The following is a 25,639-nucleotide window of genomic DNA, read 5'->3' as shown; positions in this document are numbered from 1 at the left end:
ATGGCCCAGCTTTGCGTAGCCTTGGTCGCAGGTGAGGCCAGCGGCGACATTCTCGGTTCCGGCTTGATGCGTGCCATCAAGGCGCGCCACCCCGACGTACGGTTCATCGGCGTTGGCGGCCCCTTGATGGAAGCCGAAGGCCTGCAATCCTATTTCCCCATGGAACGCCTGGCCGTCATGGGCCTGGTCGAAGTTCTGGGGCGCCTGCGCGAGTTGCTCAAGCGCCGCAAGCTGCTGATCGAGACCCTGATCGGCGAAAAGCCCGATGTGTTCATCGGCATCGATGCCCCCGACTTCACCCTCAACATCGAACTGAAACTGCGTCAGGCCGGGATCAAGACCGTGCACTACGTCAGCCCGTCGGTCTGGGCCTGGCGGCAGAAGCGTGTGCTGAAGATTCGCGAAGGCTGCGACCTGATGCTGACGCTGTTGCCATTCGAGGCGCGGTTCTATGAAGAGCAGGGCGTACCGGTGCGCTTCGTCGGCCACCCGTTGGCCGACACCATCCCGCTCGAAGCCGACCGCCCTGCCGCACGTGCCGCGCTGGGCCTGGGCGAAGGGCCGGTGGTCGCGTTGATGCCGGGCAGCCGGGGCGGCGAAGTAGGGCGGCTGGGCGCACTGTTCCTGGATGCTGCCGAACGGCTGCGCCAGCAGGTACCGGGCGTGCGTTTCGTGCTGCCCTGCGCCAATGCCGCACGTCGCGCCCAGGTCGAGCAGATGCTCGAAGGGCGCCAGCTGCCGCTGACCCTGCTCGATGGCCAGTCGCACCAGGCCCTGGCGGCCTGTGACGCGGTGCTGATCGCCTCGGGTACCGCCACCCTCGAAGCACTGCTGTACAAGCGACCGATGGTGGTGGCCTATCGCCTGGCGCCCCTGACCTACTGGATCCTCAAGCGCCTGGTAAAGAGCCCCTACGTGTCGTTGCCGAACCTGCTGGCCCAGCGCGTGCTGGTACCCGAGTTGCTGCAGGATGGCGCCACCAGCGAAGCCCTGGCCAATACCCTGGCGCCGCTGGTGGCCGATGGCAGCCAGCAGACCGAAAGTTTCGACGAAATTCACCGCACCCTGCGCCGTGACGCCTCCAACCAGGCGGCCGAGGCGGTACTGGCCTTGCTCAAGGACCGCTGACATGCAAATTGGACTGGACTTCAACCTGGTCGAAGACCTGGTCGCCGGCGTCGACGAAGTGGGCCGTGGCCCGCTGTGCGGCGCGGTGGTGACCGCGGCGGTGATCCTCGACCCGGCGCGCCCGATCCTCGGCCTGAACGATTCGAAGAAACTCACCGAAGCCAAGCGCGAGGCGCTGTTCGACGAGATCTGCGAAAAGGCCCTGAGCTTCTGCATCGCCCGCGCCGAGGTCGAGGAAATCGACCGCCTGAACATCCTGCATGCGACCATGCTGGCCATGCAGCGCGCCGTGGAAGGCCTGCACATTACACCGAAGCTGGCCCTGATCGACGGCAACCGCTGCCCGAAACTCGCCGTACCGGCGTCGCCGGTAGTCAAGGGCGATAGCCAGGTGCCGGCCATCGCGGCGGCGTCGATCCTGGCCAAGGTGACCCGTGACCGGGAGATGAGCGCATTCGAGCTGATCTACCCGGGTTATGGCATTGGCGGACACAAGGGCTACCCAACCCCAGTGCACCTCGAGGCGCTGGCACGCTTGGGGCCTACGCCCATTCATCGGCGTTCCTTTGCCCCTGTGCGGGCCGCGTGGGATGCACGTGAAGGCGTCACCGACTCCCTTATCTGAGCTCTGGGGCCGCCTTGCGGCCCGATCGCGACACAAGGCCGCTCCTACAGGCGATCGCGTAACTTCTGTAGGAGCGGCCTTGTGTCGCGACAGGGCTGCGAAGCAGCCCCAAAAAAACATCCCCATTTAAGCTACAATCCCGCCCTTGTCGTTCAGCACTGCTACAGGATCTTCCATGTCGGTTCCCTTCGTTCACCTGCGCGTCCACTCCGAATTCTCGCTGGTCGACGGCCTGGTGCGGATCAAGCCGCTGGCCAAGGCGCTGGCCGGGATGAACATGCCGGCGGTGGCGATCACCGACCAGAGCAACATGTGCTCGCTGGTCAAGTTCTACAAGACTGCCATGGGCGCCGGCATCAAGCCGATCTGCGGCGCTGACCTGTGGCTGGCCGCTGCCGACCCGGAAGCACCGCTGTCGCGTATCTGCTTCCTGGCCATGAACCCCAAGGGCTACCGCAACCTCACCGAGCTGATCTCGCGCGGCTGGACCGAGGGCCAGCGCAACGGCCTGGTCATCCTCCAGCGTGAATGGATCGCCCCCGCCAGCGAGGGCCTGATCGCCCTTTCCGCAGGCAAGGAAGGCGATATCGGCATGGCCTTGCTGGCCGGCAAGGACGATGAAGCCGAGGCCCTGCTGCAAGACTGGATGGGCATGTTCCCCGAGCGCTTCTACGTCGAAGTGCAGCGCACCAACCGCGCCCGCGACGAGGAGTACGTGCACGCCGCCGTGGCGTTGGCCGACAAGTTCGGCGCTCCGCTGGTGGCAACCAACGATGTGCGCTTCATCAAGCAGTCCGACTTCGACGCCCACGAAACCCGAGTATGCATCGGTGAGGGGTGGACCCTCGACGACCCGCGTCGGCCAAGGATGTACAGCGACCAGCAGTACCTGAAGTCGGCCGAGGAAATGGCCGAGCTGTTCAGCGACCTGCCCGATGCCATCGCCAACACTGTCGAGATCGCCAAGCGCTGCAACATCCAGGTGCAGCTGGGCAAGTACTTCCTGCCCGACTTCCCAACGCCCAACGGCATGGGCATCGATGACTACCTGCGGCATGTGTCCCACGAAGGCCTGGAAGAGCGCCTGGCGGTGCTGTGGCCGAAAGAGACCACGCCCAATTACGAAGAGAAGCGCCAGGTCTACCTGGACCGCCTGAAGTTCGAACTGGACATCATCATCCAGATGGGCTTCCCCGGTTACTTCCTGATCGTCATGGACTTCATCAAGTGGGCCAAGAACAACGACGTACCGGTTGGCCCGGGCCGAGGATCGGGTGCCGGCTCGCTGGTGGCGTACGTGCTGAAGATCACCGACCTCGATCCGCTGGCCTACGACCTGCTGTTCGAGCGCTTCCTCAACCCTGAACGTATTTCCATGCCCGACTTCGACGTCGACTTCTGCATGGATGGCCGTGACCGGGTGATCGACTACGTGGCCGAAGCCTATGGCCGCAACGCGGTCAGCCAGATCATCACCTTCGGTACCATGGCGGCGAAGGCGGTGGTGCGAGACGTGGCGCGGGTACAGGGCAAGTCCTACGGCCTGGCCGACCGCCTGTCGAAGATGATCCCCTTCGAAGTGGGCATGACCCTGGAGAAGGCCTACGAGCAGGAAGAGATCCTGCGTGACTTCCTCAAGGGCGACGAAGACGCCCGCGAGATCTGGGACATGGCCCTGAAGCTCGAGGGCGTGACGCGCGGTACCGGCAAGCACGCCGGTGGTGTGGTCATCGCCCCGACCAAGCTCACCGACTTCTCGCCGATCGCCTGTGACGAAGAGGGCGGCGGCCTGGTAACCCAGTTCGACAAGGATGACGTCGAGGCTGCCGGCCTGGTGAAGTTCGACTTCCTCGGCCTGCGGACCCTGACCATCATCAAGTGGGCGATGGAGATCATCAACCGCGAGCAGGCCAAGAAGAACCTGCCCGACGTCAACATCGACTTCATCCCGCTGGACGACCGCAAGACCTACGAGCTGTTGCAGAAGGCCGAAACCACGGCGGTGTTCCAGCTTGAATCGCGTGGCATGAAGGAGCTGATCAAGAAGCTCAAGCCCGACTGTCTGGAAGACCTGATCGCACTGGTGGCACTGTTCCGCCCGGGCCCGCTGCAATCGGGCATGGTGGACGACTTCATCAACCGCAAGCACGGTCGCGCCGAGCTGGCTTACCCGCACTCCGACTATCAGTACGAGGGCCTGAAACCGGTACTGGCACCGACCTACGGCATCATCCTGTACCAGGAGCAGGTGATGCAGATCGCCCAGGTCATGGCTGGCTATACCCTCGGCGGCGCCGACATGCTGCGCCGTGCGATGGGTAAGAAAAAGCCCGAGGAAATGGCCAAGCAGCGCGGTGGTTTCATCGAAGGCTGCGTGGCCAACAATATCGATGCGGATCTTGCGGGTAACATTTTCGACCTGGTAGAGAAGTTCGCCGGCTACGGCTTCAACAAATCCCACTCCGCCGCCTATGGCCTGGTGTCGTACCAGACCGCCTGGCTGAAAACCCACTACCCGGCGCCATTCATGGCTGCGGTGTTGTCGGCGGATATGCACAACACCGACAAGGTGGTGGTGCTGGTCGAGGAAGTGCGCAGCATGAAGCTGCGCCTCGACGCGCCGGACGTGAACTTCTCCGACTTCAAGTTCACCGTCAACAATGACGGGCGCATCGTCTACGGCCTGGGCGCCATCAAGGGCGTCGGCGAAGGCCCGGTGGAGGCGATCGTCGAGGCCCGCGCCCAGGGTGGCCCGTTCAAGGACCTGTTCGATTTCTGTGAGCGCATCGACCTCAAGCGGGTGAACAAGCGTACCCTCGACGCGCTGATCCGCAGTGGCGCGCTGGACCGCCTGGGCCCGCACTTCCATGACGAGATCAAGGCCTACCACGCCAACATCGACATCAACCGTGCAACCTTGCTCTCGGCGCTGGGCGAGGCCATCAAAGCTGCCGAGCAGGCCGCCCACACCGCCGACAGTGGCCACGTCGACCTGTTCGGCGGCATGTTCGAAGCGGCGGATGCCGACGTCTACGCCAACCACCGCAAGGTGCGCGAACTGACCCTCAAGGAACGCCTGAAGGGCGAGAAGGACACCCTCGGCCTGTACCTCACCGGCCACCCGATCGACGAGTACGAGACCGAGATCCGCCGCTTCGCCCGCCAGCGCATCATCGACCTCAAGCCGTCACGCGAAACCCAGACCATCGCCGGCATGATCATTGCCCTGCGGGTGATGAAGAACAAGAAGGGCGACAAGATGGGCTTCGTCACCCTGGACGACCGCTCCGGGCGCATCGAGGCGTCGCTGTTTGCCGACGCCTTCATGGCGGCACAGTCCTTGCTGCAGACCGATGCCATGGTGGTGGTCGAAGGCGAGGTCAGCAACGACGATTTCTCTGGTGGCCTGCGCCTGCGGGTGAAGCAGGTGATGACCATGGAGGATGCGCGCACCAAGCTGGCCGAGAGCCTGCGCCTGAAGGTGGCACACGAAGCGCTCAAGGGCGACCGGCTGAAGTGGCTGGGCGAGCTGATTACCCGCCATCGCGGCGCTTGCCCGATCACCCTCGAGTACACCGGCAGCGACGCCAAGGCCATGCTGCAGTTCGGCGAGCAGTGGGCGATCGACCCGGCCGATGGGCTGATTCAGGCGCTGCGTGACCAGTTCGGGCGTGAGAACGTCTTCCTGCAATATCGTTGAACCGACAAAAATTTAATCTCGACCTGAATGCGCCTGATCCCTTAAGGTAGGGCGCCAAACGGATCAACCGGCCGGCCGCCTGGCCGTAGACCCAAGACGGATGACTATGAACCCGAATTTTCTCGATTTCGAACAGCCGATTGCCGACCTGCAAGCCAAGATCGAAGGCCTGCGCCTGGTAGGCAACGACAACTCGCTGAACATCAGCGATGAAATTGCCCGTCTGCAAGACAAGAGCAACACCCTGACCGAAAGCATCTTCGGCAACCTGACCAGCTGGCAGATCGCCCGCCTGGCCCGTCATCCGCGTCGTCCTTACACCCTGGACTACCTGGAGCACATCTTCACCGAGTTCGAAGAGCTGCACGGCGACCGCCACTTCGCCGACGACGCTGCCATCGTCGGTGGTACCGCGCGCCTGGACGGCAAGCCGGTCATGGTCATCGGCCACCAGAAGGGCCGTGAAGTGCGCGAGAAGGTACGCCGCAACTTCGGCATGCCGCGCCCTGAAGGCTACCGCAAGGCCTGCCGCCTGATGGAAATGGCCGAGCGCTTCAAGATGCCGATCCTGACCTTCATCGACACTCCGGGCGCCTACCCGGGCATCGACGCCGAAGAGCGCAACCAGAGCGAGGCCATCGCCTGGAACCTGCGCGTGATGGCGCGCCTGAAAACCCCGATCATCGCCACCGTGATCGGCGAGGGTGGTTCCGGCGGTGCGCTGGCCATCGGCGTGTGCGACCAGTTGAACATGCTGCAGTACTCCACCTACTCGGTGATCTCGCCGGAAGGCTGTGCCTCGATCCTGTGGAAGACTGCCGACAAGGCAGCCGATGCAGCCGAGGCCATGGGCATCACTGCCGAGCGCCTGAAGAGCCTGAACATCGTCGACAAGGTCATCCAGGAGCCGCTGGGCGGCGCCCACCGTGACCCGGCGAAGATGTCGGAAAGCATCCGTGCCGACCTGGTACAGCAGCTGGACATGCTCGGCAAGCTCGACCATGACGCGCTGCTGGCCCGCCGTTACGATCGCCTGATGAGCTACGGTCTCTGAGACACCCTGGGGCCGCTATGCAGCCCTTTCGCGACACAAGGCCGCTCCTACAGGGGATTGCGTAATCCTGTAGGAGCGGCCTTGTGTCGCGAAAGGGGTGCGCAGCGCCCCCGGCAATCTCAAGCCATGTGAGGCCCCAATGATCAACCTCACCCCCTGGCTCAACGCCCCCACCTGGTACATCGCCTTCTCCGGCGGCCTCGATTCCACCGTCCTCCTGCACCTGCTGGCCGACTACGCCCGCAATCACGCATCCCCTCCACTGCGCGCCCTCCACGTCCACCACGGCCTGCAATCCGCCGCCGATGCCTGGCCCGCCCACTGCCAAACCGTCTGCGACAATCTCGGCATCGAACTCCAGGTCATCCACGTCCAGGTCGCCCCCGGCGCCAGCCTCGAACAGGCCGCCCGCGACGCCCGCTATGCTGCCTTCAGGCAAGCCCTCGGCCCAGGCGACATCCTGTTCACCGGCCAGCACCGCGACGACCAGGCCGAAACCCTGCTGTTCCGCCTGCTGCGCGGCGCAGGCCTGCGTGGCCTGGCTGCAATGCCGGGGCAGCGGGCGCTAGGGCAGGGCAGCCTGGTCAGGCCATTGCTGGGCTGTTCCCGCCAGCAACTGCAGGACCATGCCCAGGCCAATGGGCTGGCCTGGATCGAAGATCCGTCAAACGCTGACACACAATTTGCCCGCAACTACCTGCGCAGCGAAGTGTTTCCGCTGCTTAAGCAACGTTGGCCGCAGGCCAGCCAGAACCTGGCCCGCGCCGCCGAGCACCTGGGCGAAGCCCAAGGCCTGCTGGACGAGCTGGCCCAGGACGACCTGGCGCTCGCCGGGGAGGGCGCGCCGGTGGCTTGGCCGGGGCTGGACTCCCTCGACCTGGCTACTCTGGTGGCGCTGTCGCCGGCCCGTCAGCGCAATGCCCTGCAATACTGGCTGAGCCGCCGTACCCGCCTGCCCGACACCCGGCACTGGGCCGGCTGGGCGGACCTGCGCGATGCCGCCGCCGATGCCCAGCCCGCCTGGCAGCTTGCCGATGGGCAACTGCTGCGCAGTCATGGGCGCATCTGGTGGTTGAGCGGTGACTGGCTGCAGCTGCCCGTCGGCAAACTGGCCTGGGCCGATCCCGCCAAGCCTTTGCCGTTGCCGGGTAACGGCAGTGTGCGTCTTGTTGGCGCAGCGCCGCTGCACGGCTTGCGCATTGCCTACCGTCAGGGCGGTGAAGTGCTGGACCTCCCCGGCCGCGGCCGGCGCGACCTCAAGCGCCTGCTCAACGAGCTGCAGGTGCCGCTTTTCCTGCGCCCGCGCTTGCCACTGCTGTACCAGGGCGAGCGCCTGCTGGCGGTGGCCAACCTGCCCGGGCTGGTGCAGGCTGATTGCCAGCTTTCCTGGCAGTTGCCGACGAACGCGCAAGGTTTGAGCTGAAGGGTACATTCGGGTAGACTACCCTCCCTTCTTGATACAGCTTCTGTGGGTTCCGCGAAAACACAGGAGTTGCCGATTACCAAGCAGTTTTTTGCTGGGCTGATTCTGGAAATGACGAGCGAGCTCCATGCCGGGGATACCCCTGGTCTGTACAGACGCGGCAGTTTTTCGAGATGCACTGTGATTGACGCAGGTGATCGGGGGCTTCGGCCTTCCTTCGCTTTCTCCGGCGGCGCTGGCCGCCTTAACGCAGACTTCTAGGGTTTTTCATGACGCGCTACATATTCGTCACGGGCGGTGTTGTTTCTTCATTGGGGAAAGGCATTGCCTCGGCTTCCCTGGCGGCCATCCTGGAAGCGCGGGGCCTGAAGGTCACCATGCTCAAGCTGGATCCGTACATCAACGTCGATCCGGGCACCATGAGCCCGTTCCAGCACGGTGAAGTGTTCGTCACCCACGATGGCGCCGAGACCGACCTCGACCTGGGCCACTACGAGCGGTTCATCCGCACCACCATGACCCAGAACAACAACTTCACCACCGGCCGCATCTACGAGCACGTACTGCGCAAGGAGCGTCGTGGTGACTACCTGGGCGCGACCATCCAGGTCATCCCGCACATCACCGACGAAATCAAGCGTCGCATCATCAAGGGTGCCGGCGATGCCGACGTGGCCCTGGTGGAAATCGGCGGTACCGTGGGTGACATCGAGTCGCAGCCGTTCCTCGAGGCCATCCGCCAGCTGCGCGTCGAAGTGGGCTCCAAGCGCGCCATGCTGATGCACCTGACCCTGGTCCCGTACATCGCCACCGCTGGCGAGACCAAGACCAAGCCGACCCAGCACTCGGTCAAGGAGCTGCGCTCCATCGGCCTGCAGCCTGACGTGCTGATCTGCCGCTCCGACCACCCGGTCGATGCTTCGTCGCGTCGCAAGATCGCGCTGTTCACCAACGTTGAAGAGCGTGCGGTGATTTCGCTGGAAGACGTCGACACCATCTACAAGATCCCGGGCGTGCTGCACGCACAGGGCCTGGACGACTTCGTCGTCGAGCGTTTCGGCCTGCAGTGCAATGGCGCCGACCTGTCCGAGTGGGACCAGGTGGTCGATGCCAAGCTCAACCCCGAGCACGAAGTGACCATCGCCATGGTCGGCAAGTACATGGAGCTGCTGGATGCGTACAAGTCGCTGATCGAAGCGATGAGCCACGCCGGCATCACCAACCGCACCAAGGTCAACCTGCGCTACATCGACTCGGAAGACATCGAGAACCAGGGCACCAGCCTGCTCGAAGGCGCCGATGCCATCCTGGTACCGGGCGGTTTCGGCCTGCGCGGCGTGGAAGGCAAGATCACCGCGGTGCAATACGCCCGTGAGAACAAGGTGCCGTACCTGGGTATCTGCCTGGGCATGCAGGTGGCCGTGATCGAATTCGCCCGTAACGTGATGGGCTGGAAAGACGCCAACTCCACCGAGTTCGACCGCAACAGCGGCCACCCGGTCGTCGGCCTGATCACCGAGTGGGCCGATGCCACCGGTGCCGTCGAAACCCGCAGCGAAGCCTCCGACCTGGGTGGCACCATGCGCCTGGGTGCACAGGACTGCCAGCTGGCCGCCGGCTCCAAGGTGCACGACTGCTACGGCAAGGACGTGATCACCGAGCGTCACCGTCACCGCTACGAAGTGAACAACAACCTGCTGCCACAACTGGTCGACGCCGGCCTGGTGGTTTCCGGCCGTTCCGAAGACGGTGCGCTGGTGGAAGTGGTCGAGTCCAAGGACCACCCATGGTTCGTCGCCTGCCAGTTCCACCCGGAATTCACCTCGACTCCGCGTGACGGCCACCCGCTGTTCAGCGGCTTCGTCAAGGCAGCCCTGGCTCAGAAGAACAAGGCCTGATCAATGACCCAGAAGATCATTCGCGTCGGTAACATCGAGATCGCCAACGACAAGCCGTTCGTCCTGTTCGGCGGCATGAACGTCCTGGAGTCCCGTGACCTGGCAATGAAGGTCTGCGAGGAGTACGTGCGGGTGACCGAGAAGCTCGGTATCCCGTACGTGTTCAAGGCCAGCTTCGACAAGGCCAACCGTTCGTCGGTAACCTCGTACCGTGGCCCGGGCATGGAAGAGGGGCTGAAGATCTTCGAAGAGATCAAGCGCACCTTCAACGTGCCGGTCATCACCGACGTGCACGAGCCTTACCAGGCCGAGCCTGTAGCCAAGGTGTGCGACATCATCCAGCTGCCGGCCTTCCTGTCGCGGCAGACCGACCTGGTGGTGGCCATGGCCAAGACCGGCGCGGTGATCAACATCAAGAAGGCCCAGTTCCTCGCACCCCAGGAAATGAAGCACATCCTGACCAAGTGCGAGGAGGCCGGTAACGACCAGTTGATCCTCTGCGAGCGTGGTTCGAGCTTCGGCTACAACAACCTGGTGGTGGACATGCTCGGCTTCGGCATCATGAAGCAGTTCGAGTACCCGGTGTTCTTCGATGTGACCCACGCCCTGCAGATGCCGGGTGGTCGCGCCGATTCCGCCGGTGGTCGCCGCGCCCAGGTCACCGACCTGGCCAAGGCCGGCATGAGCCAGGGCCTGGCCGGGCTGTTCCTCGAAGCCCACCCCGACCCGGACAACGCCAAGTGCGATGGCCCATGCGCCCTGCGCCTGGACAAACTGGAGCCGTTCCTGGCCCAGCTCAAGCAACTGGACGACCTGGTGAAAAGTTTTCCGACGGTAGAAACCGCGTAAAGCTCGATTCTCGGGTAAAGTACCGTCCGATCCACCCCTGACCAGTCGGTCAGGGGTTCCCTTCACCCGGCCTGCCCACTGCAAGTCCGCCCGGTGAACGTCAAGAATTTCCTAAGCTAAGTTGTTTTCGTCAATTCTGGAGTGCTTACAACAATGGCAAAAATCGTCGACATCAAAGGTCGTGAAGTTCTCGATTCGCGTGGCAACCCCACCGTGGAAGCCGATGTACTGCTCGACAACGGCATCATCGGCAGCGCCTGCGCGCCGTCCGGTGCTTCCACTGGCTCGCGCGAAGCGCTGGAGCTGCGTGATGGCGACAAGAGCCGTTACCTGGGCAAGGGCGTGCTGAAGGCCGTCGCCAACATCAACGGCCCGATCCGTGACCTTCTGCTGGGCAAGGACCCTGCCGACCAGAAGGGCCTGGACCGCGCCATGATCGAACTGGACGGTACCGAGAACAAGGCCAAGCTGGGCGCCAACGCCATCCTGGCCGTTTCCCTGGCTGCCGCCAAGGCCGCTGCCCAGGACCAGGACCTGCCGCTGTACGCGCACATCGCCAACCTGAACGGCACCCCGGGCCAGTACTCGATGCCGGTACCGATGATGAACATCATCAACGGTGGCGAGCACGCCGACAACAACGTCGACATCCAGGAGTTCATGGTTCAGCCAGTTGGCGCCAAGACCTTCTCCGACGGCCTGCGCATGGGCACCGAAATCTTCCACCACCTCAAAGCCGTGCTGAAGGCCCGTGGCCTGAACACCGCCGTTGGTGACGAGGGTGGTTTCGCCCCTAACCTGGCTTCCAACGAAGACGCCCTGGGCGCCATCGCCGAAGCCGTCGAGAAAGCCGGCTACAAGCTGGGCACCGACGTGACCCTGGCCCTGGACTGCGCGGCTTCCGAGTTCTACGAAGACGGCAAGTACAACCTGTCTGGCGAAGGTAAGTCGTTCGACGCCGAAGGCTTTGCCGAGTACCTGAAAGGCCTGACCGAGCGCTTCCCGATCATCTCGATCGAAGACGGCCTGGACGAGTCCGACTGGGCTGGCTGGAAGATCCTCACCGACAAGATCGGCACCAAGGTGCAGCTGGTTGGCGACGACCTGTTCGTGACCAACACCAAGATCCTCAAGGAAGGCATCGAGAAGGGCATCGGTAACTCGATCCTGATCAAGTTCAACCAGATCGGCTCGCTGACCGAAACCCTGGAAGCCATCCAGATGGCCAAGGCTGCTGGCTACACCGCGGTGATTTCGCACCGTTCCGGTGAAACCGAAGACTCGACCATTGCCGACCTGGCCGTGGGTACCGCTGCTGGCCAGATCAAGACTGGCTCGCTGTGCCGTTCCGACCGCGTTTCCAAGTACAACCAGCTGCTGCGCATCGAAGAGCAACTGGGTGCCAAAGCGGTTTACCGCGGTCGTGCCGAGTTTCGCGGCTAAGCAAGAGATGGTAAAAAGACAGCAGCCGGAGTTGTAGGAACGTTCGTACTGTTCTTTCCTACATTCCAACGGGTTTCTGTCGACGAAGCCTGGCCTCGGCCAGGCTTCGTGCTATTCGAGGCCCCGAAGTAAAAAGTACCCGGCAGCCTTTTTAACCTGGATAACGTGATGCGCAGTCCCTATTGGTTGTTCCTCGTCCTGCTCCTGCTGCTGGGTGGCCTGCAGTACCGCCTGTGGGTGGGTAATGGCAGCCTGGCGCAAGTGACCGAGCTGAAGCAGCAGATTGCCGAGCAGCATGCCGAAAACGAGCGCTTGCTCGAGCGCAACCGCGTGCTCGATGCCGAAGTGCTGGAGCTGAAAAAAGGCATGGAGACCGTTGAAGAGCGGGCTCGCCACGAATTGGGGATGGTCAAAGAGGGCGAAACCCTCTTCCAGTTGCCACAGAAATGATCGAAACCTTACCGGCCTTCTGGGCCGTGATTCCTGCTGCGGGCGTAGGTGCCCGCATGGCTGCCGACCGCCCCAAGCAGTACCTGGAGCTGGCCGGGCAGACCATTCTCGAGCACAGCCTCGACTGTTTTCTTGGCCACCCGATGCTCAAGGGCGTGGTGGTCAGCATTGCCGAAGATGACCCGTACTGGCCTCGCCTGCGCTGTGCCAGCGACCCGCGCATCCAGCGCGCCGCAGGCGGCCGCGAGCGTGCCGACTCGGTACTCAATGCCTTGCTGATGCTGCATGCCCAAGGGGCGGCGGACAGCGACTGGGTGCTGGTGCATGATGCCGCGCGACCGAACCTGGCGCGCAGCGATCTGGACAAGCTGTTGTCGGAGTTGGCGGACGACCCGGTGGGTGGTCTGCTGGCGGTGCCGGCGCGCGATACCCTCAAGCGGGCCGATGCCGATGGTCGGGTGGGCGCTACCGTCGACCGCAGCACCATCTGGCAGGCCTATACGCCGCAGATGTTCCGCCTGGGGGCGTTGCATCGGGCGCTGGCCGAGTGCCTGGTGTCGGATGTGCTGGTAACCGACGAGTCCTCCGCCATCGAGTGGTCCGGCCAGGCGCCGCGGCTGGTCGAAGGGCGCAGCGACAACATAAAGGTAACCCGGCCGGAAGACCTGGAGTGGTTGCGCCAGCGTTGGGCAGGGCGCCGCTGAATTTCTTGCTCCTGTGCCGGCCTCTTCGCGGGTAAACCCGCTCCCACAGGTATCGCACATCCCTTAAAGTTTGCGCTGTACCTGTGGGAGCGGGTTTACCCGCGAAGAGGCCAGACCGGTCAGCACAAGGTTTCAGTTCAAACGATACTCCGGCAGCCCCGCCAACCCTTCCTTCAGGTAATCCACCAGCCGCCGTACCTTCGGCGACAGGTGCCGTTGCTGCGGATACAGCGCCCACACTGCGGTATTCGGTGGCTGGTGCGCCTCCAGCAACGACACCAGCGCACCACTGTTCAAGTGCTCCAGCACGTAGTAATCCGGCAACTGGCACAACCCCATCCCCTGCAGCGCCGCGTCCAGCACCGCCTGCCCGCTGTTGCAACGCCAGTTGCCCTGCACTCGCTGGCTGATCTCGCGGCCGTCCTGCTGCAGCGCCCACAAATCCGAGCTGCCCACCAGGCAATTGTGCCGCGCCAGTTCCGACAGGCTGTGTGGCCGACCGTAACGTTCCAGGTAGGCCGGCGAAGCGCACAGGTACATGCGCCGGGGCGCCAGGCGGGTTGCCACCAGTCGTGAATCGGCCAGCCGGCCCAGGCGGATGGCCAGGTCCATGCCTTCATGCACCAGGTCGAGGGTATGGTTGCTCAGTTCCACATCCACCCGCAGCTGCGGGTACAGCGCCATGAACCGTGTCACCAGCGGCACGATGAAGCGCTCGCCATAAGCCACCGCGCAGGTCATGCGCAGCAACCCCTTGGGCTCGCTGGCCAAGTCGCCCATGGCGCGCAGGGCTTCCTCGCGGCCATCCTGCAGGCGCTGGCAGTGCTGCAGGAATGTCTGCCCGGCCTCGCTCAGGGTCACCCGCCGGGTACTGCGGTACAGCAGGCGCGTCTGCAGCCGTTCCTCCAGCCGGGCGATCTGCCGGCTGATGTGCGACGAGGAAACCCCCAGGCGCTCGGCGGCCGCGGTGAACTGGCCCGACTCGGCCACGGCGACGAACTCGTCGATGCCTTCCCAGCGGCTGCTCATTGATTATCCCTGTATGGCAATAATGTTTTGTCTTTGGCCGGATTATTCATCAAAAGGCGGTGAATTACACTGCCAGACTGAATCGACCCTCTGTCTGGAGACCTTTGATGATCAAGTCCCGTGCTGCCGTAGCCTTCGAAGCCAAGAAACCCCTGGAAATCGTCGAAGTCGACGTGGCCATGCCCAAGGCCGGTGAAGTGCTGCTGCGCGTGGTCGCCAGCGGTGTCTGCCACACCGACGCCTACACCCTGTCGGGCGCCGACCCGGAGGGCATCTTCCCGTCGATCCTCGGCCACGAAGGTGGCGCGATCGTCGAGGCGGTAGGCGAGGGCGTCACCTCGGTCGCCGTCGGTGACCACGTCATCCCGCTGTACACCCCGGAATGCGGCAAGTGCAAGTTCTGCCTCTCGGGCAAGACCAACCTGTGCCAGGCCATCCGCGCCACCCAGGGCAAGGGCCTGATGCCGGACGGCACCACGCGCTTCTCCTACAAAGGCCAGCAACTGTTCCACTACATGGGTACCTCGACCTTCTCCGAGTACACCGTGCTGCCGGAAATCTCCGTGGCCAAGATCCAGAAAGAAGCGCCGCTGGAAAAGGTCTGCCTGCTGGGTTGTGGTGTCACCACCGGTATCGGCGCGGTGCTCAACACCGCCAAGGTCAAGCCGGGTGACACCGTGGCCATCTTCGGCCTGGGCGGCATCGGCCTGTCGGCAGTGATCGGTGCGGTCAAGGCCAAGGCGTCGCGCATCATTGCCATCGACATCAACCCGGCCAAGTTCGAAATCGCCCGCCAGCTGGGTGCCACCGACTGCATCAACCCGAAAGACTACGACCGCCCGATCCAGGAAGTGATCGTCGACCTCACCGACGGCGGCGTGGACTTCTCCTTCGAGTGCATCGGCAACGTGCAGCTGATGCGTGCTGCGCTGGAGTGCTGCCACAAGGGCTGGGGCGAATCGGTGATCATCGGCGTGGCCGGTGCCGGCCAGGAAATCGCCACTCGTCCGTTCCAGCTGGTCACCGGCCGCGTATGGCGTGGTTCGGCGTTCGGTGGCGTACGTGGCCGCAGCGAGCTGCCAAGCTACGTGGAAATGTCCGAGAAGGGCGAGATCCCGCTGGATACCTTCATCACCCACACCATGGGCCTGGAAGACATCAACAAGGCCTTCGACCTGATGCACGAAGGCAAGAGCATTCGCAGCGTGATCCACTTCTGAGGTTTGCCATGAGCCTGGATAACATCTCCTGCCAGAAGAGCTTTGGCGGCTGGCACAAGCGTTACCGGCATCACTCCAAGGTGCTGGGTTGCGACATGGTGTTCGCCGTCTACCTGCCGCCGCAGGCCGAACAGGGCGAGAAGCTGCCGGTGCTGTACTGGCTCAGCGGCCTCACCTGCACCGACGAGAACTTCATGCAGAAGGCCGGCGCCCAGCGCCTGGCCGCGGAGCTTGGGTTGATCATCGTCGCCCCCGACACCAGCCCGCGTGGCGAGCAGGTGCCGGGCGACCCGGACGGTGCCTGGGACTTCGGCCTGGGTGCCGGCTTCTACCTCAATGCCACTCAGCAGCCTTGGGCCCAGCACTACCGCATGCACGACTATGTGGTGGAGGAGTTGCCCGCGTTGATCGAGGCGCACTTCCCGGCTTCGGGCGAGCGCAGCATCAGTGGCCACTCCATGGGTGGGCATGGCGCGCTGGTGTGCGCCTTGCGCAACCCAGGGCGCTACCGCTCGGTGTCGGCGTTCTCGCCGATCAGCAACCCGATGGATTGCCCGTGGGGCGAGAAAGCCTTCAGCCGCTACCTGGGTGAAGACCGTGCGCGCTGGCGCGAGTGGGATGCCAGCGTGCTGCTGGCCGAGACCCCGGCCGGCGAATGCCCGCCGTTGCTGGTGGACCAGGGCGACCGCGACGACTTCCTCGAGAAGCAGCTCAAGCCTGAAGCCCTGGAGCAGGCGGCACGCAAAGGTGGGCATGAACTGACCTTGCGCCTGCAACCTGGCTATGACCACAGCTACTACTTCATCGCCAGCTTCATCGAGGAGCACCTGCGTCATCATGCGGTGGCATTGGGGCGGGTGTAAGGCGTAGCTGCGCGATCGCCTGTAGGAGCAGCCTTGTGCTGCGAATGGGCTGCGAAGCAGACCCTGGGTCTAACGCTATCGCCGATATTGCCGGGGCCGCTTTGCGGTCCATTCGCAGCACGAGGCTGCTCCTACAACGACGGCCCCAATACTGGCTAAAGCAGGTAGAATCACGCCCTGACTCATTCAGGGCGTTTTTCTATGCGTATTGGCCACGGCTACGATGTGCACCGCTTCTGCGACGGTGATTTCATTACCCTGGGCGGGGTGCGTATCCCCCACAAATACGGCCTCCTGGCCCACTCCGATGGCGACGTGCTGCTGCACGCCCTGAGCGATGCCTTGCTTGGCGCGGCGGCGCTGGGTGACATCGGCAAACACTTCCCCGACACCGATCCGCAGTTCAAGGGCGCCGACAGCCGGGTGCTGCTGCGCCATGTAGTCGGCATCGTCCAGGCCAAGGGCTGGAAGGTCGGCAACATCGACGCCACCATCGTCGCCCAGGCGCCGAAGATGGCCCCGCACATCGAGACCATGCGCAAGCTGATCGCCGAAGACCTGCAGGTCGAACTCGACCAGGTCAACGTCAAGGCTACCACCACCGAGAAGCTCGGCTTCACCGGCCGCGAGGAGGGCATCGCCGTGCATTCGGTAGCCCTGCTGCTGCCAGCATGACCGAACTGGAACTGCTGGGCCCGCGCGCATCGGGCCAACCACTGGGTACCGCCGTCCTCAAGGCGGTGGCCGAGGATTTCCAGGTCGACGAAGTACTGGACATCCCCCTGTCGGGCCACGGCGAGCACCTGTGGCTGTGGGTCGAGAAGCGTGACCTGAACACCGAGGAGGCGGCCCGCCGCCTGGCCCGTGCTGCTGGGGTGCCGGTGCGCACGATCAGCTACGCCGGCCTCAAGGACCGCCAGGCCCTGACTCGCCAGTGGTTCAGCCTGCACCTGCCAGGCAAGGCCGACCCGGACCTGTCGCGTGCCGAGGATGCCAGCCTGCGTGTGCTCAAGCAGGTGCGCCACCAGCGCAAGCTGCAGCGCGGTGCGCATTCGGCCAACGGCTTCACGCTGCGCCTGACTGCCCTGGCTGCCGATCACCAGGCGGTGGATGCACGCCTGGAACAGCTCAAGCAGCACGGTGTGCCGAATTATTTCGGCACCCAGCGCTTCGGCCACGGTGGCGGCAACGTTCACGACGCTCTCGATTGGGCCGCACGCAAGGCCCTGCCCGAACAGCGCAACGTGCGTTCGCGGTTGCTCTCGGCCGGGCGCAGCTACCTGTTCAACCAGGTGCTGGCAGCCCGTGTTGCCGACGGCAGCTGGGCGCAGGCCCAGGTGGGCGACCTGCTGGCGTTCACCGACAGCCGCAGCTTCTTCCCGGCGGGTGAGGCGGAATGTGCCGACCCGCGCCTGGCGATTCTCGACCTGCACCCGACCGGCCCGATGTGGGGCGCGGGCGATTCGCCGGCCGCCGGTGTCACCGCACAGCTGGAAAACACCGTCGGCGCGCGTCAGCCAGCACTTTGCCAGTGGCTGGCCTTGGCGGGCATGGATCACGAACGACGCATTCTGCGGCTCCCTATTGGCGGTCTTACGTGGCATTATCCGGAGCCTGATATCCTGCAACTGGAATTCGTCCTTCCGGCCGGATGCTTCGCCACCGTGGTGGTGCGCGAAGTCGTGGATCTGGTGTCGGCGGGGCAGACGGACAGCTCATGCGTATTCTGATTTCGAACGACGACGGTGTTACCGCACCCGGCATCGCCGCGCTGCACGCTGCGCTGGCGGATTACGCCGAGTGCGTGGTTATTGCCCCGGATCAAGACAAGAGCGGCGCCAGCAGTTCGCTGACGCTGGACCGGCCACTGCATCCGCAGACCCTGGCCAATGGCTTCATCAGCCTCAACGGCACGCCCACCGACTGCGTGCACCTGGGGCTCAATGGGCTGTTGCCACAGGCGCCGGACATGGTCGTGTCGGGGATCAACCTCGGTGCCAACCTGGGCGACGACGTGCTCTATTCGGGCACGGTCGCGGCCGCGTTGGAAGGCCGTTTCCTCGGCGGTACCTCGCTGGCGTTTTCGCTGTTGTCGCGCCAGCCGGACAACCTGCCGACCGCGGCCCATATCGCCCGCCGTCTGGTCGAGGCGCAGTCGCGCCTGGCCTTGCCGCCGCGCACCGTGCTCAACGTCAACATCCCCAACCTGCCGCTGGAGCACATTCGTGGCATCCAGCTCACCCGCCTCGGTCACCGGGCGCGGGCGGCGGCGCCGACCAAGGTGGTCAACCCGCGCGGCAAGGAAGGCTACTGGATCGCCGTGGCCGGGGATGCCGAGGATGGTGGCCCGGGTACCGACTTCCACGCGGTGATGCAAGGCTATGTATCGATCACTCCGCTGCAGCTCGACCGCACCTTCAGTGATGCCTTCGAGCAGCTCGACGGTTGGCTGGAGGGCCTGCTCTGATGCGCGAGGACGATATGCTGCGGCGTGGCATCGGCATGACCTCCCAGCGTACCCGGGAGCGGCTGATCCAGCGCCTGTGCGAGGAGGGCGTTTCGAACACCAAGGTGCTCGACGTGATCCGTCGTACCCCGCGCCACCTGTTCGTCGACGAGGCGCTGGCGCATCGCGCCTACGAAGACACCGCGCTGCCGATCGGCCACAACCAGACCATCTCGCAACCGTTCATGGTTGCCCACATGAGCGAGCTGCTGCTCGAGGCCGGGCCGCTGGACAAGGTGCTGGAGATCGGCACCGGCTCGGGCTACCAGACGGCAATCCTGGCCCAGTTGGTCGAGCGGGTGTTCTCGGTGGAACGCATCAAGGTGTTGCAGGACCGGGCCAAGGAGCGCCTGGTGGAACTGAACCTGCGCAACGTGGTGTTCCGCTGGGGCGACGGTTGCGAAGGCTGGCCGGCGCTGGCGCCGTACAACGGCATCATCGTCACCGCCGTGGCGCCGGAAGTGCCGCAGGCATTGCTCGACCAGCTGGCGCCCGGTGGCCGTATGGTGATCCCGGTGGGGCCAGCCGGCGAAACCCAGCAGCTGATGCTGATCGTGCGCGAGGAGCATGGATTCTCCCGCCGCGTGCTGGGGGCAGTGCGCTTCGTACCGCTGCTCAACGGCCCGCTGGCCTGAACACTGCTGGTTCGAGCCGCGCGATATTTTTGCGCCAGCACCGAATTCTTGCAGCAACGCCCTGTCTATCTGGCGGGGTGAAGCGCTAGCGCACAGCGTGTGCCATGGCTTTGCAGCAGTCTTTCACCAACCCTGCCAATGCGGGCGGGCTTGGTTATAATTGCAATAATATTGCATTTCTTGTCTTCATATCGTTTTCGGCACCATGAGGGGAGCGCGGGTGGGTCACACAGTCATTCGGCAGCGCAAGGACGGGTCGGGTTTCACGCTTCTGGTGATTGCACTGGCCATGGGCACGCTACTGGTGGGTTGCTCGAGCACCAGCAGCAACAGCGCGCGGGTGGTCGACCGCAATAACACCGTGCCCAAGCGCCCGGCGGTAACCACCGGGCAGTACATCGTCAAACCTGGCGATACGCTGTTCTCCATTGCCTTCCGTTATGGCTGGGACTACAAGGAACTGGCTGCGCGCAACGGCATCGCGGCGCCTTACACCATTCGCCCGGGGCAAGCGATTCGTTTCAGCAGCGGCTCTGCGGGCAGCACCACGGTGGTGTCCAGCCCGTCGTCGTCGAGCAAGACCACGGTCATCCGGCGGCCTGTAGGAAGCACCAGCACGCCCCCTGCCAGCACCAGCAAACCGGCCACGCCGGCAGCCTCCAGCAGCGCCCCGGTGGTCGCCACGGTGCCTGCCGCGGAGCGCGCGGTAGGCGGCTGGACCTGGCCTGCCAATGGCGTGCTGATTGGAAAATTCGCTTCAAACGGTAGTTTGAATAAAGGCATTGATATCGCCGGTGATTTGGGACAGCCTGTTTTTGCTGCGTCTGATGGTGCAGTGGTGTACGCCGGGAGTGGCTTGAGGGGCTACGGCGAACTGATCATCATCAAGCACAGCGATACCTACGTCAGTGCCTACGGCCATAACCGCAGGCTGTTGGTTCGGGAGGGGCAGCAGGTCAAGGCAGGGCAGTCGATTGCTGAAATGGGGTCCACGGGCACAGATCGGGTGAAGCTGCATTTCGAGATTCGCCGCCAGGGCAAACCCGTCGATCCGCTCCAGTTCCTGCCACGTCGTTGACCGTTGTACCCGGCCTGTTCCTGTGATGTAGAGGGGACAGGCTCCAGCGCTGCCAGGGAGATAGGTGCCGCTCGAGTCTGAGTTCGAACTCAGCAAAGGACTATAACAATGGCTCTCAGTAAAGAAGTGCCGGAGTTTGACATCGACGATGACCTGCTTCTGATGGAGACGGGTATCGTTTTGGAAACGGATGTGGTGTCAGACGAACCTGCTGTATCTTCGGTTCGGACGAGGGCCAAGTCGGGCTCTTCGCTCAAGCAACACAAGTATATCGATTACAGCCGGGCGCTCGATGCCACCCAGTTGTATCTCAACGAGATCGGATTCTCGCCTCTGCTTTCGCCGGAAGAGGAAGTGCATTTTGCGCGCCTGTCGCAAAAGGGCGACCCTGCCGGCCGCAAGCGCATGATCGAAAGCAACCTGCGCCTGGTTGTAAAAATTGCCCGTCGTTACGTGAACCGCGGCCTGTCGCTGCTCGACCTGATCGAGGAGGGCAACCTGGGGCTGATCCGTGCCGTCGAGAAGTTCGACCCGGAGCGTGGTTTCCGGTTCTCGACCTATGCGACCTGGTGGATTCGCCAGACCATCGAGCGGGCGATCATGAACCAGACCCGCACCATTCGCTTGCCGATCCACGTGGTCAAGGAACTGAACGTCTACCTGCGCGCTGCGCGCGAGCTGACCCAGAAACTGGACCACGAACCCTCGCCAGAAGAAATCGCCACGCTGCTGGAGAAACCGGTCGCCGAGGTCAAGCGCATGCTGGGCCTGAACGAGCGGGTGTCTTCGGTGGATGTGTCGCTCGGCCCGGATTCGGACAAGACCCTGCTCGATACCCTGACCGACGACCGCCCGACCGACCCGTGCGAACTGCTGCAGGATGACGACCTGTCGCAGAGCATCGACCAATGGCTGGGCGAGTTGACCGACAAGCAGCGTGAAGTGGTGGTGCGCCGCTTTGGCCTGCGCGGGCATGAAAGCAGCACCCTGGAAGATGTAGGCCTGGAGATTGGCCTGACCCGTGAGCGGGTGCGGCAGATCCAGGTTGAGGGGCTCAAGCGTTTGCGTGAGATCCTCGAGAAGAACGGCCTGTCCAGTGAGTCGTTGTTCCAGTAGCGGAAGCCTGCAACACAAAACGCCCCGATGATTTCGGGGCGTTTTTGTATGTTTCGATCAGAGGTACCCCATTCAAAATTGCCGGGGGCGCTTTGCGCCCCTTTCGCGACACAAGGCCGCTCCCACAGGTATTTCATCGCCTTCGAATGCGCCACTATCCTGTAGGAGCGGCCTTGTGTCGCGAAAGGGCTGCAAAGCAGCCCCAAGACATTATGTACTGCGCTACCCCAGTAACATCGCGTGTAAGCCTTTGCTTACTTGTTTTGTAAGCCTTCTATGTACGCTTCAGTAAATCATCGTCGTATCCAGATCCTGCGTTTTCCCAACTCATTGAAAAACCTGGCTTATTCAGCTGTGAGGAAATGTGTCACCTGCAACACCCTGTGAGGTTTAGCGGTTGCCCGCCCGGCTCAAGTCGCTAGTATTCGAACTGTGCACAGGGACATGCACAGGCTTTCAGGAGGAAAGCCAGGGACGTCGCAAGAGGCGATTTCATCAGGATGATGTTTGGGACAAGCAGGGACTACGGAAAAAATGTGGGCGGGTCAAACCGCCCCTTTTTTTTGCCCGCAGAAAACAAAAAAGGCCCCAAGGGGCCTTTTTCGTGTCCGGACGCTATCAGCGCTCCAGGTCTGCAATCTTGCCAGTCTTGCCATCCCACTCTTCAGCGTCCGGCAGGGCGTCCTTACGCTCGGTGATGTTCGGCCAGATTTCCGCCAGTTCGGCGTTCAGCTCGATGAAGTTCTCCATGCCCGCAGGCACTTCGTCTTCCGAGAAGATGGCTTGCGCTGGGCATTCCGGCTCGCACAGGGCGCAGTCGATGCACTCGTCCGGGTGGATGACCAGGAAGTTCGGGCCTTCGTAGAAGCAGTCCACCGGGCAGACTTCCACGCAGTCGGTGTATTTGCATTTGATGCAGTTGTCGGTGACGACGAAGGTCATTTCTAATTCTCTCCTCAGGCGACGGCGGCGGCCCTTCCTCTCAGGGCCGCGCGGTTTGCGGGCATGTGGCTGCAGGCCAGGCTAATAACCTGCAGCACCAGCAAACCGCGGCGGATTCTACCAGCTTGTAGTGGGCGCCGTTATAACAGGTTCTTTAGTTGATATAGCATTTCGATAGCTTGACGCGGGGTCATGTCGTCCAGCTGCAGCTTGCCCAGCTTCTCGATGGCCGGGTGTGGCAGGCTGGCGAACAGGTCGCTCTGGTGCGGGACCTGTGGCACGTCCTTGGCCTTTTGGGCCGGAGGCTGTTCATGCGGCAGGCTGGTGGTCTCCAGCCTCGCCAGGTGTTCACGGGCACGCTGGATGACGACCGTCGGCACGCCGGCCAGCTGCGCCACGGCCAGGCCGTAGCTCTGGCTGGCAGGGCCAGGCAGCACGTGGTGCAGGAACACGATGCGTTCGTTGTGCTCGGTGGCGTTCAGGTGCACGTTGGCCACCAGTGGCTCGCTTTCCGGCAGCACGGTGAGCTCGAAGTAGTGCGTGGCGAACAGCGTGTAGGCACGCAGCTGGGCCAGGCGCTCGGCTGCGGCCCAGGCCAGCGACAGGCCGTCGAAGGTACTGGTGCCACGGCCCACTTCGTCCATCAGCACCAGGCTGCGGTCGGTGGCGTTGTGCAGGATGTTGGCGGTTTCGCTCATCTCGACCATGAAGGTCGAGCGGCCGCCGGCCAGGTCGTCGCTGGAGCCGATGCGGGTGAAGATGCGGTCGACCAGCGACAGCTCACAGTTGGCAGCCGGCACGAAGCTACCGATATGCGCCAGCAGCACGATCAGGGCGGTCTGGCGCATGTAGGTGGACTTACCGCCCATGTTCGGGCCGGTGATGATCAGCATGCGTGTGCTGTTGTCCAGGCCCAGGTCGTTGGCCACGAACGGCGTGGTCAATACCTGTTCCACCACAGGGTGGCGGCCCTGCTCGATGCGCAGGCACGGCTCGTCGACGAAGCGCGGGCAGTTCAGGTCCAGGTTCAGTGCACGTTCGGCCAGGTTGCTGAGCACGTCCAGTTCGGCCAGGGCGGCGGCGCTGTCCTGCAGCGGTGCCAGGTGGCTGATCAAGGTTTCCAGCAGGGCGTCGTAGAGCATCTTTTCGCGGGCCAGGGCGCGGCTCTTGGCCGACAGGGCCTTGTCCTCGAACGCCTTCAGCTCCGGGGTGATGAAGCGCTCGGCGCCTTTCAGGGTCTGGCGGCGGATGTAGTCGCCCGGGGCCTGCTCGGCCTGCTTGGTCGGCAGCTCGATGAAGTAGCCATGCACCCGGTTGTAGCCGACCTTGAGGTTGGCCAGGCCGGTGCGGGCCTTTTCCCGGGCTTCCAGGTCGATCAGGAACTGGCCGGCGTTCTCGCTGATCGCCAGCAGCTCGTCCAGTTCGTTGTCATAACCGGCCTTGAGCACGCCGCCATCGCGGATCACCGCCGGCGGGTTGTCGATGATCGCCCGTTCCAGCAGGCTGGCCAGTTCGGGGTAGGTGCCGGTAATGGCGGCCAGGCGTGCCAGGTGCGGCGCCTCCAGCTCGGCCATGGCGTTCTGCAGCTCGGGCAGCGCGCCCAGGGCATCGCGCAGGCGTGCCAGGTCGCGTGGGCGGGCGTTGCGCAGGCCGATACGGGCGAGAATCCGCTCGATATCGCCGATTTCCTTGAGCTGCGGCTGCAGCTTCTCGAAGCGGTAGCCGTCGAGCAGGCAGCGGATCGAGTCCTGGCGTGCCTGCAGCACCTTGAGGTCGCGCAACGGGCGGTTCAACCAGCGGCTCAGCAATCGGCTGGCCATGGCGGTCTGGCAGCGGTCGATCACCGACTGCAGGGTGTTGTCACGGCCGCCGGCCAGGTTGATGTCCAGCTCCAGGTTGCGGCGGCTGGCGCCGTCGAGGATGACCGTGTCGTCCAGGCGTTCGTGGCGCAGGCTGCGCAGGTGCGGCAGGGCAGTGCGCTGGGTTTCCTTGGCGTAGATCAGCAGGCAACCGGCGGCGCCGATGGCCAGGGTCAGCTTGTCGCAGCCAAAGCCCTTGAGGTCCTTGGTCGCGAACTGCTGGCACAGGGCCTTGCGCGCCGAGTCGCGGTCGAAGTCCCATGGCGCACGGCGACGGGCGCCCGGGCGTTTCTCGGCAGGCAGGTCGCGCGGCCAGTCGTCGGGGATCAGCAGCTCGACCGGGTTCAGGCGCTCGAGCTCGGCCAGCAGGTTTTCCCAGCCCTTGATCTCCTGCACGCTGAAGTTGCCACTGGTGATGTCCAGTACGGCCAGGCCGAACAGGCGCTCGTCACCGAGCAGCGCGGCAATCAGGTTGTCGCGACGCTCGTCGAGCAGGGCCTCGTCACTGACCGTACCCGGGGTGATGATGCGCACCACCTGGCGTTCCACCGGGCCCTTGCTGGTGGCGGGGTCACCAATCTGCTCGCAGATCACCACCGATTCGCCGAGCTTGACCAGCTTGGCCAGGTAGCCTTCCAGCGAATGGAACGGAATCCCGCACATGGGGATGGACTGGCCGGCCGACTGACCGCGCGCGGTCAGGGTGATGTCCAGCAGCTTTGCGGCTTTTTTCGCATCTTCGTAGAAGATCTCGTAGAAGTCGCCCATGCGGTAGAACATCAGCTGGTCCGGGTGCTGGTTCTTCAGCTTCCAGTACTGCTGCATCATCGGGGTGTGTGCGGAGAAGTCGGAAATTGCTTTATTCATCAAGGGCTTAGAAAGTAGGTCTCAATATTGTGGGGCAAATTGGGGCGTTCTGTGTTGCATGCGCGACGCCGAGACCCACCGGATTTTCAAGCCGCATAGGTTAACACGGCTACCCGGCAGGCTGTACCTGCAAGTCCGGCGAGTGCACAGGGATGCGCTGAAGGCGGGTTGACATCATGGTGCCTCCATGGAGAATTGCCTGCCTTCGCCCATCAGGGATGACTTGCCTGACGCATTCGCGGTGGCCCGC

Annotated in this window: 21 protein-coding genes; 18 read left to right on the top strand and 3 right to left on the bottom strand. The window is 63.6% G+C overall.

From position 1 onward, the window contains the following. The 10 genes from lpxB to ispD all read left to right on the top strand — a co-directional run bounded on the left by lpxB (position 1) and on the right by ispD (position 13,274). On the top strand, positions 1-1,128 hold the full coding sequence (lpxB, locus tag ACGLHT_RS12720) for a lipid-A-disaccharide synthase (RefSeq protein ID WP_137163169.1): 1,128 nt from the start codon (positions 1-3) through the stop codon (positions 1,126-1,128). Between the two features lies 1 nt (position 1,129). After that, entirely contained in the window at positions 1,130-1,753 is a 624-nt protein-coding gene (gene rnhB / locus ACGLHT_RS12715) for a ribonuclease HII (RefSeq protein ID WP_013971261.1), read from the top strand. A gap of 175 nt (positions 1,754-1,928) precedes the next feature. After that, positions 1,929-5,453 carry a DNA polymerase III subunit alpha gene (dnaE, locus tag ACGLHT_RS12710; RefSeq protein ID WP_274120470.1) on the top strand — a complete coding sequence of 1,175 codons (3,525 nt, stop codon included), beginning with the start codon at positions 1,929-1,931 and terminating at the stop codon, positions 5,451-5,453. Positions 5,454-5,559: 106 nt separating this feature from the next. After that, entirely contained in the window at positions 5,560-6,507 is a 948-nt protein-coding gene (gene accA / locus ACGLHT_RS12705) for an acetyl-CoA carboxylase carboxyl transferase subunit alpha (protein ID WP_046616627.1), read from the top strand. Between the two features lie 139 nt (positions 6,508-6,646). After that, positions 6,647-7,930 carry a tRNA lysidine(34) synthetase TilS gene (tilS, locus tag ACGLHT_RS12700; RefSeq protein WP_274120469.1) on the top strand — a complete coding sequence of 428 codons (1,284 nt, stop codon included), beginning with the start codon at positions 6,647-6,649 and terminating at the stop codon, positions 7,928-7,930. A 269-nt stretch (positions 7,931-8,199) separates the two neighbouring features. Continuing rightward, the gene (locus ACGLHT_RS12695) at positions 8,200-9,828 is read left to right on the top strand and encodes a CTP synthase (RefSeq protein WP_274120468.1); all 1,629 of its coding nucleotides are present in this window, start codon (positions 8,200-8,202) and stop codon (positions 9,826-9,828) included. A 3-nt stretch (positions 9,829-9,831) separates the two neighbouring features. Next, positions 9,832-10,677 (top strand): 3-deoxy-8-phosphooctulonate synthase, encoded by an 846-nt coding sequence (gene kdsA, locus ACGLHT_RS12690; protein WP_025337985.1) that lies wholly within the window; start codon positions 9,832-9,834, stop codon positions 10,675-10,677. Between the two features lie 153 nt (positions 10,678-10,830). Then, entirely contained in the window at positions 10,831-12,120 is a 1,290-nt protein-coding gene (gene eno / locus ACGLHT_RS12685) for a phosphopyruvate hydratase (protein ID WP_025337986.1), read from the top strand. Between the two features lie 168 nt (positions 12,121-12,288). Continuing rightward, entirely contained in the window at positions 12,289-12,570 is a 282-nt protein-coding gene (ftsB, locus tag ACGLHT_RS12680; protein ID WP_004375443.1) for a cell division protein FtsB, read from the top strand. Continuing rightward, positions 12,567-13,274, top strand: coding sequence for a 2-C-methyl-D-erythritol 4-phosphate cytidylyltransferase (ispD, locus tag ACGLHT_RS12675; RefSeq protein WP_085619276.1), 708 nt, complete (start codon positions 12,567-12,569; stop codon positions 13,272-13,274). The genes ftsB and ispD overlap by 4 nt, the downstream gene beginning before the upstream one ends. A 132-nt stretch (positions 13,275-13,406) precedes the next feature. Here ispD and ACGLHT_RS12670 read toward each other — a convergent pair whose 3' ends face one another. Further along, positions 13,407-14,303 (bottom strand): LysR substrate-binding domain-containing protein, encoded by an 897-nt coding sequence (locus tag ACGLHT_RS12670; protein ID WP_015269205.1) that lies wholly within the window; start codon positions 14,301-14,303, stop codon positions 13,407-13,409. Positions 14,304-14,410: 107 nt separating this feature from the next. On the opposite strand from ACGLHT_RS12670, the gene ACGLHT_RS12665 reads away from it, so the two are divergent. The 8 genes from ACGLHT_RS12665 to rpoS all read left to right on the top strand — a co-directional run bounded on the left by ACGLHT_RS12665 (position 14,411) and on the right by rpoS (position 21,721). After that, entirely contained in the window at positions 14,411-15,523 is a 1,113-nt protein-coding gene (locus ACGLHT_RS12665) for an S-(hydroxymethyl)glutathione dehydrogenase/class III alcohol dehydrogenase (protein WP_016712915.1), read from the top strand. Positions 15,524-15,531: 8 nt separating this feature from the next. Continuing rightward, entirely contained in the window at positions 15,532-16,386 is an 855-nt protein-coding gene (fghA, locus tag ACGLHT_RS12660; protein ID WP_025337989.1) for an S-formylglutathione hydrolase, read from the top strand. Positions 16,387-16,587: 201 nt separating this feature from the next. Next, positions 16,588-17,061: a 2-C-methyl-D-erythritol 2,4-cyclodiphosphate synthase gene (gene ispF / locus ACGLHT_RS12655; protein ID WP_015269207.1), complete on the top strand. Its 474-nt coding sequence runs from the start codon at positions 16,588-16,590 to the stop codon at positions 17,059-17,061. Further along, a complete protein-coding gene (truD, locus tag ACGLHT_RS12650) occupies positions 17,058-18,116 on the top strand; it encodes a tRNA pseudouridine(13) synthase TruD (protein ID WP_137163174.1) in 1,059 nt (352 codons plus the stop codon). Before ispF ends, truD begins: the two co-directional genes overlap by 4 nt. Next, positions 18,104-18,853 (top strand): 5'/3'-nucleotidase SurE, encoded by a 750-nt coding sequence (gene surE, locus ACGLHT_RS12645; RefSeq protein WP_025337991.1) that lies wholly within the window; start codon positions 18,104-18,106, stop codon positions 18,851-18,853. Before truD ends, surE begins: the two co-directional genes overlap by 13 nt. Positions 18,854-18,888: 35 nt before the next feature. Next, positions 18,889-19,527 (top strand): protein-L-isoaspartate(D-aspartate) O-methyltransferase, encoded by a 639-nt coding sequence (locus tag ACGLHT_RS12640; protein WP_015269209.1) that lies wholly within the window; start codon positions 18,889-18,891, stop codon positions 19,525-19,527. A gap of 220 nt (positions 19,528-19,747) precedes the next feature. Continuing rightward, complete coding sequence (locus ACGLHT_RS12635; protein WP_025337992.1) at positions 19,748-20,605, top strand: peptidoglycan DD-metalloendopeptidase family protein; 858 nt, start codon at positions 19,748-19,750, stop codon at positions 20,603-20,605. A gap of 108 nt (positions 20,606-20,713) precedes the next feature. Continuing rightward, positions 20,714-21,721, top strand: a complete 1,008-nt coding sequence (rpoS, locus tag ACGLHT_RS12630) for an RNA polymerase sigma factor RpoS (protein ID WP_013971277.1) — start codon at positions 20,714-20,716, stop codon at positions 21,719-21,721. 618 nt (positions 21,722-22,339) lie between these two features. On the opposite strand, the gene fdxA is transcribed toward rpoS, so the two are convergent. Both fdxA and mutS read right to left on the bottom strand, forming a co-directional pair. Further along, positions 22,340-22,663, bottom strand: coding sequence for a ferredoxin FdxA (gene fdxA, locus ACGLHT_RS12625; RefSeq protein ID WP_004375459.1), 324 nt, complete (start codon positions 22,661-22,663; stop codon positions 22,340-22,342). 140 nt (positions 22,664-22,803) lie between these two features. Then, positions 22,804-25,377 carry a DNA mismatch repair protein MutS gene (gene mutS / locus ACGLHT_RS12620; protein ID WP_025337993.1) on the bottom strand — a complete coding sequence of 858 codons (2,574 nt, stop codon included), beginning with the start codon at positions 25,375-25,377 and terminating at the stop codon, positions 22,804-22,806. Positions 25,378-25,639: the final 262 nt, after the last annotated feature.

The sequence above is a fragment of the Pseudomonas sp. PsB genome (genome assembly GCF_043658375.1).
Taxonomy (GTDB): domain Bacteria; phylum Pseudomonadota; class Gammaproteobacteria; order Pseudomonadales; family Pseudomonadaceae; genus Aquipseudomonas; species Aquipseudomonas putida_Z.
Note: the sequence above shows the minus strand (reverse complement) of the source record. Positions and strands in the feature narration are given on the sequence as shown.